Genomic DNA, 12,613 nt, shown 5'->3' on the forward strand with positions numbered 1-12,613 from the left:
GCCAGACTATAATTCCGAGTTGTCGTCTTCGTCCTCGTTAGGTGGTACCGTGACTATCCGGATTTGCGGGAGCCCTTCATTTATCAGGAGTTCGTACGGATTGGGTTTAGGGATGGGAGGGAGGCCACTCACCTCCCGTTCCAGAGCGTCGAGCGCCTGTCGGGCATCTTCGATCTCTGAAAGCACGTAAGTCTTGGGGTCAAAATCATTGGCCTCTGCTTGGCGCTTTCGCGACCGCCGTTTAGGTTTCGCCTTCAACCTTTCCTTTTGATACTCGGCAAGCCAAATATTCAATGCGCCGACTATTTCAGCCTCCTCGTCTGAAAGAAACTTGCTTTGTTCAACCTGGGTGGCAGGCGCTTTATCCAGCAGACGGAAGATGATGATCTGCCGCACAGCGGAATAGAGGTCCCAAAGCGCGGTGCTTCCGTTTCCTCTGTACCCGCCCCATCTATTTTCATCGGGATTCAACGTTCTTATGACGCTGAGCATAGGTTTGAGCTCGCGGAGCGGATCGATTCTATCCATCGACCGGCGGTGCTCCCAAAACTTCAAGATTGCGGCCACAGCAGCGGCCCGGCGATCGCTGACATCTGCAGCGGCTCCATCTTCAGCGTCTCGGATAAGCTCGGCGATATGATGAACCAGCCACCGACCAAGGGTATCTACGCTGGAGTCAAGCCCGTACTCGGCGACGAGACGTTTGCCAAACGCCAAAGTGTCCTCTGTAGTCGCGGATGGAGCCGTCCCCTGCGAGGAGGAGGATTTTGTCATGAGTTTTCTTTTTTTCATCCGAGTCGTAAGAGCTCCGGTATTCATTCCTAAGTCTGCGATCGATCCGCACTTCGCAGACCAAGTCCATTTTCTTTTCCATTAAGAACGATTGAACTATACCCGTCCGTGCCCAAAGCCGCCAACCGTCCGATTTGGTTTGGCGAGGGTAATCGTCTTCGCGAGACGGCTCATCGCACCATGCTTCGTATATTAAAGCAGCCTCGCCCGATTTTTTACAAACCCAAACTACCTCACCATCCGTTTGCTGCACCAATTCGAATGAATTGACCAGCGCTTGGCCCGGGCCGGCTTGGATTCGACCGACCTCATAACGAGAAGGATCGCGGTCATCGAAGCGGGTATCTCCCTGAAAATGGGCGAGCCAGCCGGTCAGCTTGTAGAGGGGCTCGTTGATTTCATCATCGTCACCCTCATCGGGAATACGGAAATCATAGTGGTTGCTCACCGTTTGAAGCGCCCGGACCAGCGACAAGGCAGGTTTGGATGAAACCAGCGCGGTATGAATGGCGGTATTGGCTTCCCGTTTGGGAAAATGCGCGGTGCAGTAGCCTTTGACAACGATCCATCCGGGCCGGGAGGACTTTAAGAGCCCGATTTCCTTCAGAACATCATCCCGTCCCGCATTTGAGAGCCAACCTTGGTCAGTTCGCGGGTCTTCGCGCCAGAATTGCGCTTCCAGCGGAGTTGTAGTGCGGTGGTCGGACAACCACTCGGGCGGCGATGTTGGGAGAGAACGGCTTAGCCAGTAGTCGAAGCGATCATAGTACATCTCGCCTTTTGCGACCGGATGAGTCTCCAAGAGTTCGCCGATCGTACAGTGCATGGCATGCCATTCAAGATGGCTTCCGTATCGCTCAATGGTGGGCAGCGAACCGTGGCTGGTGCTCCAGAGACCGAAACGTCGCTCGTTGTAACGGCCCTTTCTCGACTCCTTGTCCCACCGGGTTGCCTCGGGATCCGCCCCCCATTTGTCAACGATCCATCGCTCCGCGATCTTCAGAACCTGGTCCGGAAAGACGGTCGGAAAGATACGCAAAATGTCTTCGTACCAGTATCGCAAGGTGTCCAGGCCATCGAACCTGAACCGCCGCTTTTCATCCCGGCTATATTTGTCAAATGATGCGCCCAATTTTCTTTCTTTGCCAGTCTCGCCTTTGAGAGGAAGGTTGACGCTATCAAGCGCTAGTTTCTCGGCGGCATCCAAGCCGATGTCGCCCGACGAAGCCAGTTGAATGAGCGTGCGTTTGGCATATTCGCGGATCCCCACGTGTGGCAGAACCCGTGAGGTCGCAAGGCTCAGAATGACATCTTTGAACGGCGCAAGCGCTGAGGGGCTTTCTGCGCTGACTCGATACATCGCGAGCGCAAGCCACAAGCGCGCACCGAGAAAGAAAAAGGGCGCGGTGGGATCGCGGAATGCCGGGTCGTCAGCGCGGTCCATTTGCGAGATCGTCGCACTGACAGCGTCCTGACATTTAAATCTCGCGAGCCTCCGGAAGCAATGAGCGGCACGCCAACGGATGCGCGTGTCGATGTCGCTCATGAGCGCAACGACAAATCGGCCGATCGCCTCTGCCGTCCGCAACGGGACGTTTTGAAGCGGGAAGCTTTGGCGTTGTGCCGCTGGGATTCGGGCGAGCATCCGGTCGCTGTACCAACTCAAGATAAGGCCGAGGTCATGGGGCCCGATGTTCTCGCAAATCAACTCAGCGACGCCAAAGAGGGAACGGCTTCCTAAAGCATCGCCATCTTCAGCTACTCCTGAGAGGATCAAGCTCAGCTTGCCGCTGGCATCAAGGCCGGTCAGTTGCAGCATTTCTCCTAGCGTCGATTGGCCTTGCTTGATCCAGCGCGCGAGGCTGCCAAACCACCTGACGACAACAGCGGGAAGCTCGTCACGGCACCATCGATCTACGCCTGGCGTGCCTTTCCATCGTTTGATGGCTGCGAAGAGAGCCTCCTCTCTGGTCCCCCTCCAAATCGCCTCATCCGAGATGGAAACAATCGCTTTGAGAAATGGAACCCGGTGCTTCACATCCGACGACGCATCCATCATCTTCTCGAGCAGCACACGATCAGTGTGGCGCAACCCCGACGCGGTAGCCTCCTTGAGAACCGTCTCAATCGCTTCCGCGTTAGCAAACGGTCCGGTCGGTTCAAACACAAATTCCTTGGCGAGTTCGTCGGCTATTTTCGAGCGGGCCGGGCGGCCACGGCCAGCCACTCGCGCGGGCTGTTCTCGGTTTCCAAGCAGTTTGTGGAATTCAACGGTCCGTTGAAGCCGCGCTGTCCAGGACGACCGGTGCGCAGATGCTGGGAGTTGTTCAAGGATGGCACTAGAATTACTGACGCGTCCCGACTGGGAAGCGAGCAGCAGCGCGTCTTTGGCGACCTCCTCAACCACCTCAGGATCGGAACCGGCCGCGTGGACCGCTACTTCCCGGCAGATCGTCGCATCAGCGGATTCCATGACAAGGGCCAGCGCTGCCGCCTCTCGGGCGCCGATCAGTTCCCTTTTTAGCTCGAGAGGTATCAGCGTCTCTAAAGTGATCTCTATTTGCACCGCCCCCTCATCCGCCCATCGCGAAACGGCAGCAAGCGCGCAAGGCAGGTCGGTAGCGACCAAAGCCTCAACAGCTGCATTCCAATTGAAATCTCGACTGGACAGCCGTTCGTAAGCCCCGGAGACGAACGTGAACAAATTGCCGGCAATACGGCGGCCTTCCTGCGGGTCCTCGAAGCTAGCCGCTTGGGCTGCCGCCTCGGCAAACTCGATTTGATCGATCGCCTCGTGGTCGATCTCCTTCGCGATGCCGACGGCATCGTTGAACAGGGCTTCGGAATCGGACCGGCTGACGGGCAGCGCTAGCCGTGCCAGGCGGACCATCGTTTCCAATTTGTCGGAAGCGGAAGCCCGCGCATCGCGCACCTCTGCCGAAGCTTTGGCGATCAGCTCGATGAGAGCATTCGCCTCCGCTGGGCGTACCCGCATCTGCTCCCAGAGCTTGGCTCGGCGTACGGCGAGCCAATCGCCGTATTTGCCACGCAGCAGGCCGCTAGCCCTTGCCTCAAGCTCGACGGCCGTAAGCCGGGGAACGATTAGCAGGCTCATAACAGCGCGAGCGGCGACAGCGCGCAGATAGATACTGTCGTGGTCCTGGTCGAACTCCCATGCCGAAGAGCCGATTGAACCTAGCGGTTCAAGAAGCGATGGAGATATGGACTGCGCATTTCGGCTAGCAATCAATACGGCAAGACGAGCTGCATACACAGGAAACAATGTGTGCAGGATGATCTGAAGGCGGCGATCCCTTTGATCGTCTCGCGGCGAATGGGGTGTCGCTTTCTTCGAACCCCTTTTGGGTTTGTCTTCCGGCGGTGGTGGTGGCTCCAACGACTTAACGTAGCTTGAAAACTCTTTGATGTCCGATGCGTCACCGCGAAGTTCGGTGCGCAACAACCAGCAGCGATATAGCGCATCGATGCGGTAGAAATCGTGGCTATATAAATGACGCGGCTTGCCCTCCACGCATTTCATAATTTCGTTCAATGTTCCGAGAAGTACCGTCGTATCTACATTGAGGCGGTATGCGAGCTCACATGAAACGATGAGCGAATCCAGCAGGCTCTTTTGCCAGCCTTCTTCACCATACGAACTCAAGAATTCTCCAGGGTCCGGTACGAGTCTGCGCCGGACACGTTTCAATGACTGTTCGATGGCCTTGGCGTCAACGCTCTCACCCGCGCTCGCAAGAGCCGTCCAAACGACCAAGTCCCATGGCCTAGGAACGAGGTTTTGATTCAGCAAGTCGCGCAGGACGCTCGACTTGCCCGTGGCGATAAGTTGGGGAATGAGGATGAAAGCGACGCGAAGAGGCACGCTGCGTGGTGACCACCGCATCAGATTGAGAAACGCTTGCTCCGGCCCTCCAAGGTAAAGGATTGCTTCCGTCCGCGCGGCAATTTCTCGATCTTCAATCTCCCAGTCCTTGATTTTGTCCTCCGGAACATTCCGGCGTTCCTGGAGCCATGCATCGTAAAAATGGAGTTGTTCCCTGGTTGTTATGCCGTCATCCGCGCGGCCGGCTCTTGCCGCGTCATAGGCGAGAAAAGTGCCGTGCTCGGCAATACGATCACGCTCCAGCAATATGGTCCGTCGCAGAGAGGCCCCGCTGAACTCGACGGACAAGTCCAGTTCCTTTTCGAGCAAGTCGGTGAGCGTGCTGTCGTCCTTCTCGGCCTCGGCGCTAATGAGAATGGTTTTCAGCGCATCAACTACGGTACCGGCATGCCGAGACGCCCGCAGCGCGAGCCATAGCCGCCGCACCTGAACCTGGCGTTTCAAAACGGCATCACCGATAGCGCCTACCTGCGGGTCGCGTTCGACAACCGTAAGAAGCTGGTTTGCCCGATCAGCGGCGCCAAGCGCATCAGCTACGTGCAGGGAGGCATAGGCGTCGGTTGCGAAGTTCGACAGGAAATCATCCGCAATGCGTGCGAGAGTGGGGATTCTGTCCTTAGACGATGTCTCTCTTATGTATGCTTCGAAGTCCTCATCCGCGATAGAGATCGCTCCGTCATCGAGCCTGAGGCCCGGTAAGAGGTCACCCGCCCAATCGCGAACGATGCCATCTTGTGAACCTGCGACGCGAGCTATGGCGCCGACATTGGCTGGGGCAGGAAGGAACGCGAGCGCCGCCAGCAGCCGGTCAAATATCGCGGACTGCCCGAGCTTCTTTAACGCTGAGTCAAACGTCAATCTGAGAACGTCGGGCAGCGTTTTTCCACCAGGGCGTAGGACGTCCAGAAGCTTGGAACGATCCGAGCTCGACGCAGAAATCGCGTATGCCTGCACGCGGGGATTCTGGTGTGAAAGCGCATGGAACTGTTCAGCATAGGTATCGGAGGGGTTTGACACCACAGTCTCTAGGTTTTGCTTCGTCTCCGATAGGTCGAATAAAGGGCACTCGACTTCGATGATATCAGACGGCAGCAGGAGCGTGTCCTTGCGTGCCGTGCGTGCTGAAAGAATGAAGCGAATATTGTCCGGAAGCTCCGCAAGATTGGCGTTGGCGAGATCGTGGACAAACGAACGTTCCTGCGGGTTTGCGGCACTGGCCGCTGCCACGGGGTTATCGGCCGCGTCTATGATGATGACGAGGAACGCATTGGGGTCGAGTTGTTCTAGCGCTTTCGCCGCAGTTCTAAGTTTTGACAGGAATAGCCCGATATGGGCCGGATACTTCAGGTCGCGAGGGATAAAAAGCGGCAATTGCAGAGCTAATGCAATCTCGTTGGTTAGTTGCAAGAAGGCTTTTTCCGGCAGATGACGTTTGTCGTCCGCATAGATGTACCGGCCGCCGCCAAAGCAATCAAAGTTCACAGAAACGGATCCTGACGGAAGTCCATCCTGAACCTGCCGCATGAGTGTGGTTTTCCCGCAGCCGCCAACACCGTGGACCAAGACGACGCGTGATCCATTGTTCAACTGATTCAGCACGGTATGGGCGGCAGCGCGTTTAATGGGATTGGCGGGAAGACGGATATCGGGTTCCGATGGAAACAGTCCATCACGAGCAGAAAAACCGAACCACAGGAGGACATTCTTTCCTGTGACCACCTCATTCGCGCGTTCCGGCAACATCAGCTCGCGGACACGCATCTGAAGATCGCGGGCTTCCGAGGAAACATCGTCGCCAAGATGTTCTGCGACAACGCTGACAATGTTCTCCTGAAGCTTGAAGCGCGAACCAACGCCGCATTCAGTGACATCGAGGCAGGCGACGAATTCGGCAAACTCTGATTGGTTCAAGCCGCTAGCGCTTTGTAAATCGCGCAGGTTTGCAACAACAATCTCCGGCAGCCCCGCCGTAGCGAGATCGCCTGTCCATCGTGCCGCCAGCGCCGTACCGAGGTCGTCAGCAATCGCCTGATTGCTAACGAAGCGGATTCTCATCGCCGTTCCGGTTTTCATACGGGCTCGTCCACCCTTGAAGGCGTCTGCCAACTTACGCAGTGGAGAGTTGTTTCCCTTTTTCGCGGTGTTGTAAGTCATCCGGGCTACGGTCCACGGAGTCTCAGGATTCGCCGAGGAATATTTTAGCTGAGCGAATTCAACCCGGTCGGCGTCTTCGAGCGACGCAGCTCCATAATACAAAGCGACATCAACGCCGTCCCATGTCGGGCCATCGGTGCCAGCCGGCGTGTCCGCCTTCACTCCCTCAACGCCAACTGCGGTAAGGCTGGTTCCCGGCTTTAACAGTTCAAGAATTTGCAGCAAAGCCCAAAGCTCGTGGAATTGGTCCCCTGCGTTAGAGCCCCGCGCCCCGCGGTAATCTATGTTAGTCGTCGAATTGACCAAGTGAACTCGCAGCCTGATGGACTATGCCTAGTTGGATACCGTAACGATGGACTGGACGGCGTCCCGCGTCTTCCATTCTTGAACTGACACACCGCTCCGGCCCCATGGGCTTGGGAGGCGGATAGACCTGAGAGCAAATGGGATGTGACGGATTTTTCTCATGTGTGTCCGTCCTAGTTCAAAGCCCACGGAGGAGGTCGACCTCCGAATGAACTAGGATGTAGCTGCGGTTCGAACGATCAAGCACCCAATCGACCACTTCAAGAACGGGTGCGCTAGGTGAACCACTGCATGCTGGCATCCTTTTGTCCAAAGTCCTTGCCCGCAGGCAGTTCGAGAAAAACGCCAACCCGATATTGAAGCTGCTCACGGAAGGCCTCAAGCTTTATGAGATCGCAGCGGCGTGGCTGCCTGTTTGTGGTCAACTTGATTTCGACTGCAAGAATGTTCTCTTGATTGTCGCCGCGCCGATGCACGACGATGTCCGGAAACACGCGCGCGTTCTCGCCGCCGCATTCCATCGGAAGATTTAGGCGCTTGGCACTACCATCAAGGCCGACACGGTTGTACTCGGCATCGACACGATGGTCAGGAAACATCTCTCGCACAAACAAATGGGCGAGCGTCGCCCCGATGGCGCGCTCATTAGCATTAAGTTCGAGCAACTGGCTTTGGTCGTTCATGAACAACTCGACAGCCTTCTCGAAGCGGGCTTGGATGTCTTCTATCTCCATACGGTCATACTGACACAGGCATCTTCGCTCGTCACTCGGCGACGATCGTCCGGGTTGGCGCTCAGGAGGCCAAAAGCGGCCAGTCCGCAACCGGCCCCTAACAAGACGTTCGCACCTTCGGCCAAGCGATACCTATCCCCCTCACCCCCCAGCCAAGCGCGGCAGCAGAAAAATCTCCGCCCCTTCCGGCAGCTTCTTCCCCCACGTATCGCGATAAATCACCCCATCGATCGCAACCGCGATCCCCCGATCTATCAGCGGTTCAAGCCCGGGATACTGTTCAGCCAGTTTCCTGAACAGTTCCCTTATGTCCTTGGCCTCGACCTCGACCTTGCTCTGGCCTCCGGCGGTCGCGGCAAGCGCCCCCCAGAGCGTCACTTGCACCATCAGCCTTCCCGTTCCGCCTCGATCGCCGCCAGGATGCGCGGCGGCGACATCGGGATGTGCGTCATGCGCACGCCGGCGGCGTTCGACACGGCATTGGCGATCGCCGCCAGCGGCGGCACGATCGAGGTCTCGCCGACGCCGCGCACGCCATAGGGGTGGTTGGGGTTGGGAATTTCCAGGATCTGCGTGTCGATCATCGGCAGGTCGGAGCACACCGGGATGCGGTAGTCGAGGAAGCCGGCGTTCTGCAGCCGCCCGTCCTTGCCGTATATATACTCCTCGTTGAGCGCCCAGCCGATGCCTTGCGCGGCACCGCCCTGGTACTGGCCCTCGACATAGGTCGGGTGCACCGCCTTGCCGGCATCCTGCACCACCGTGTAGCGGATCACCCTGGTCGAGCCGGTCTCGGGATCGACCTCGATGTCGCAGATATGGGTGGCGAAGGAGACGCCGGCGCCGTCGGCGACGAGCTCGCTATGGCCGGCGATCGGCCCGCCCGTCTTGCCGGATTGCGCGGCGATCTCCTTCAGCGACAGCTTGCCGAGATTGCCGTGCTTCTCGCCCTTGGCCACCGCGTGGCCCTGTTCCCAGACCACGTCGTCGACCGAAATGTCCCACATCTGCGCGGCGCGCTCGCGCAGGATCTTGATGGCGTTGCGGGCGGCCGAGATGGTCGCCATGGAGGAGGAGAAGGTGCCGCGGCTGCCGTCGGTCATGTCGTTGTAGCCGAGGCTGGACGTGTCGGCGACGACGGCCTTGACCTGCGAATAATCGATGCCGAGCTCCTCCGCCGCCACCAGCGACAGCGACGCGCGCGAACCGCCGACGTCGACTGTTCCGACGGCAAGCGAGACCGAGCCGTCCATGCCGATGTTGAGGTCGGTGCAGGTCTGGCCGCCGAAGTTGAACCAGAAGCCGCAGGCCATGCCGCGGCCCTGGTTCGGGCCGAGCGGCGCCTTCATGTGGGCATGGTTCTTCACCGCCTCCAGCGTCGGGCCGATGCCGATCGGGCCGTAGACCGGGCCGTAGGACGAGCGCGTGCCTTCCTGCGCGGCGTTCCTGATGCGGAAATCGACCGGGTCCATGCCGAGCTCCTTGGCGAGCTCGTCGACGGCGCTTTCCACTGCGAAGGCCGCCATCGGCGCCGACGGAGCGCGATAGGCCGCGGTCTTCGGCCGGTTGACCAGCACTTCGTAGCCGACGGTCCTGACGTTCTCCAGCCTGTAGCAGGCGAACGCCGTCATGGCGCCGATCTCGGCCCAGGTGCCGGCATAGGGGCCGCTGGTGTAGCGCAAGGTCGCTTCCGCGGCCGTGATCGTGCCGTCCTTGCGGGCGCCGATCTTGACGTCGATCGAGGTGGCGCTGGTCGGGCCCGAGGCGCGGAACACCTCGTCGCGCGTCATCACCAGCTTCACCGGGCGGCCGGCCTTGCGCGACAGGGCAAGCGCCACCGGCTCGGCCCAGACATGGGTCTTGCCGCCGAAGCCGCCGCCGATCTCGGAGGAGGTGACGCGCAGCTTCGAGGCTTCCATGCCCAGCAACTGGGCGCAATGCTGGCGGTAGACGAAATGGCCCTGCGTGCAGACCCACAGGTCCGCCGTGCCGTCGGAGCTGACATTGGCCACGCAGGCATGCGGCTCGATATAGCCCTGGTGCGTCTGCTCGGTCTTGAAGGAACGCTCGACGATGAAGTCGGCCTGCCCAAAGCCCTGATGCACGTCGCCATGGCCGAACTGGCTGCGCTTGGTGACGTTGGACGGCTTGACCGGCTTTTCCTCCAGCCCCTCGGTGAAGACGGCGTCGTTGATCAGCGGCGCGTGGTGCTGCATCGCCTCGTCGACATCGGTGACATGCGGCAGCACCTCGTAGTCGACCTCGATCAGCTTCAGCGCCTGCCTGGCGGTGCGGGCGTCGATCGCGGCGACCGCGGCCACCGCATGGCCGTCATAGAGCGCCTTGGTGCGCGCCATGCAATTGTCGAGGATGTCGTACATGGCGGCATCGCCGTCGGTGAGGTCGGGCAGGTCGGCGGCGGTGATCACCGCCTTCACGCCGGCGAGCTTTTCCGCCTTCGAAGTGTCGATCTTCCTGATTTTGGCGTGGGCGTGCGGGCTGCGCAGCACGCGCCCGACCAACTGGCCGGCCATGTTGAAGTCGGCGCCGTAGCGGGCGCGGCCGGTCACCTTGTCGACGCCGTCGGGACGGATGGGACGCGTGCCGACCGAAGCGAAATTGCGATTGGAAAAACGCGGATCGAAATTCATGGTCAGGCTCCCTTCATCACGCTTGCGGCGTCCTGGACGGCGCGCACGATCTTGTCATAGCCGGTGCAGCGGCAGAGATTCCCGGCCAGCCCGAAGCGGATCTCCTCCTCGGTCGGGTCGGGATTCTTGGCCAAAAGGTCCTTCGCCGCGATCAGGAAGCCCGGCGTGCAGACGCCGCATTGCAGCGCGGCGTGCTCCAGGAACTTCTGCTGGAGCGGATGCAACCGCTCGCCATGCGCCATGCCCTCGACGGTCTCCACGCGGCGCCCTTGCGCCTCCGCGCCCAGCACCAGGCACGAGCACACCAGCCGGTCGTCGAGGATGACGCTGCAGGCGCCGCAGTCGCCGGTGCCGCAGCCTTCCTTGGCGCCGGTCAGCCCGAGCCGGTCGCGCAGCACGTCGAGCAGCGTCTCGTCGGGCTGGCAGAGATACTCGACGCTGTCGCCGTTGATCGTGGTTGAAACTGCTACACCGGCCATCACTTGCCTCCTGCACGCTTGTAGGCTGACGTGGCGGCCCGCCTGGCCAGCACGCCCGCGACTTTCCGTCTGAACTCGATCGTGCCCCGCTTGTCGTCGATGGGCCGGCAGGCCCCGGAGCAGACCTTGGCGAGCCGCTCGAGCGCGGCTTCGTCCAGCGTCCTGCCGATGAGGGCCTCGGCGGCCTCCTGCACCAGAAGCACCGTGGGCGCGGCGGCGCCCAGCGCCACGCGGGCCGCCTTGACGACACCTTGCTCGTCGAGCGTCAGGTTCACGCCGGCGCTGACCACCGCGATATCCATCTCGGTGCGGGGAATGAATCTGAGATACGCGTCGCCCGAGCGCGGCGCTTGGCTGTCGAGCAGGATCGCCTCGATGATCTCACCCTTGGCGAGCGACGTCTTGCCCGGTCCGGTCGGCACCGCCTCCACCGCAATGGTGCGCCGGCCCGCGGGCCCGACGATCACCGCCCTGGCGCCGGCCGCCACCAGCGCCGGCACGCTGTCGGCCGCCGGCGAGGCGTTGCACAGATTGCCAACGATGGTGCAGCGTCCCTGCACCTGCTTCGAGCCGATCAGCTTGGCCGCCTCGACGACGCCGGGCCAGGCCTTCTTCAGGGCCGCGTTCTCTCCCAGCACCGCGCAGGGCACCGCCGCACCGATGCTGAAGCCGTCGGCCGTTTCCCTGATTTCGCTCAAGGCCGCGATCGCCTTGATGTCGACGATCAGTTCGGGTTCGATGAAGCCGCCCTTCATCCTCACCAGCAGGTCGCTGCCTCCGGCGAGAATGGCCGCCGTTCCGGCCGATCCGGCCAAGTGGCCAACGGCATCTTCGATTGAAAGTGGACGTATGTAGCGCATCGTCTCCCCTTGGTCACAGCGATCTCAGCGACCGTTATAAACAGTCTCCTCATAATGGCTATCCGGTTCGTCATTTTCGACGATTGGGCCAGCCGCCGCAAAATCGAGTCCCAACCCAGGCTGAACTGGCGTAAGCCAGTCGCGCAGGCCGCGGCCGAGGCTCTGAAAAAATTCCGGGAGCCGGTGTCGGACTGGCCGGGCCCCGCTCGTCCTTGGGGCATCGAACAGGCATTATGAAAGGATATGATATGCCCGGCACCGTACGTTTGCACCGTGTTCTCACCACCAGCCCGGAAAAAGTCTATCGCGCCTTCGTCGAGGCCGACGCGCTGGCGAAGTGGCTGCCGCCGAACGGCTTCACCTGCACGGTTCATCACTTCGAGGGCAAGGTGGGCGGCACGTTCAAGATGTCGTTCCGCAACTTCACCACCGGCGACAGCCATGCCTTCGGCGGCGAGTATCTCGAACTCGTTCCCGGTGAGCGCCTGCGCTACACCGACAGGTTCGACGACCCCAATCTGCCGGGCGAGATCCAGGTGACCGTCACCCTGAAAAAAGTATCTGTCGGCACCGAGATCGACATCACCCAGGCCGGCATTCCCGACGTCATCCCGGTCGAGGCCTGCTATCTCGGCTGGCAGGAATCGCTCCGCAACCTGGCAAAACTCGTCGAACCCGAGATTAATCAATAGGTCAAGACGGTGGCGGTCTCAGCCATTTGCCGCTAGCTATC

Annotated in this window: 8 protein-coding genes; 1 reads left to right on the top strand and 7 read right to left on the bottom strand. The window is 60.2% G+C overall.

The window, feature by feature from the left end; genetic code table 11:
- Positions 1-6 precede the first annotated feature (6 nt).
- The 7 genes from ACIU1A_RS16700 to ACIU1A_RS16730 form a co-directional block, all read right to left on the bottom strand.
- Positions 7-717 carry a hypothetical protein gene (locus ACIU1A_RS16700; protein ID WP_140521377.1) on the bottom strand — a complete coding sequence of 237 codons (711 nt, stop codon included), beginning with the start codon at positions 715-717 and terminating at the stop codon, positions 7-9.
- The gene (locus ACIU1A_RS16705; protein WP_404927806.1) at positions 677-7,075 is read right to left on the bottom strand and encodes a hypothetical protein; all 6,399 of its coding nucleotides are present in this window, start codon (positions 7,073-7,075) and stop codon (positions 677-679) included. The genes ACIU1A_RS16700 and ACIU1A_RS16705 overlap by 41 nt, the downstream gene beginning before the upstream one ends.
- A gap of 356 nt (positions 7,076-7,431) precedes the next feature.
- Positions 7,432-7,839, bottom strand: a complete 408-nt coding sequence (locus ACIU1A_RS16710) for a hypothetical protein (protein ID WP_140521375.1) — start codon at positions 7,837-7,839, stop codon at positions 7,432-7,434.
- Between the two features lie 192 nt (positions 7,840-8,031).
- Positions 8,032-8,277, bottom strand: a complete 246-nt coding sequence (locus tag ACIU1A_RS16715; protein WP_140521374.1) for a MoaD/ThiS family protein — start codon at positions 8,275-8,277, stop codon at positions 8,032-8,034.
- Positions 8,277-10,541 (bottom strand): xanthine dehydrogenase family protein molybdopterin-binding subunit, encoded by a 2,265-nt coding sequence (locus tag ACIU1A_RS16720; protein ID WP_404927807.1) that lies wholly within the window; start codon positions 10,539-10,541, stop codon positions 8,277-8,279. Before ACIU1A_RS16720 ends, ACIU1A_RS16715 begins: the two co-directional genes overlap by 1 nt.
- 2 nt (positions 10,542-10,543) lie before the next feature.
- A complete protein-coding gene (locus ACIU1A_RS16725) occupies positions 10,544-11,020 on the bottom strand; it encodes a (2Fe-2S)-binding protein (RefSeq protein ID WP_140499230.1) in 477 nt (158 codons plus the stop codon).
- The gene (locus ACIU1A_RS16730; RefSeq protein WP_140499232.1) at positions 11,020-11,880 is read right to left on the bottom strand and encodes a xanthine dehydrogenase family protein subunit M; all 861 of its coding nucleotides are present in this window, start codon (positions 11,878-11,880) and stop codon (positions 11,020-11,022) included. The genes ACIU1A_RS16725 and ACIU1A_RS16730 overlap by 1 nt, the downstream gene beginning before the upstream one ends.
- Before the next feature lie 248 nt (positions 11,881-12,128).
- On the opposite strand from ACIU1A_RS16730, the gene ACIU1A_RS16735 reads away from it, so the two are divergent.
- Positions 12,129-12,572 carry an SRPBCC family protein gene (locus tag ACIU1A_RS16735; RefSeq protein WP_140499234.1) on the top strand — a complete coding sequence of 148 codons (444 nt, stop codon included), beginning with the start codon at positions 12,129-12,131 and terminating at the stop codon, positions 12,570-12,572.
- Positions 12,573-12,613: the final 41 nt, after the last annotated feature.

The sequence above is a fragment of the Mesorhizobium maamorense genome (assembly GCF_044998965.1).
In the GTDB taxonomy this organism is placed as follows: Bacteria; Pseudomonadota; Alphaproteobacteria; order Rhizobiales; family Rhizobiaceae; genus Mesorhizobium.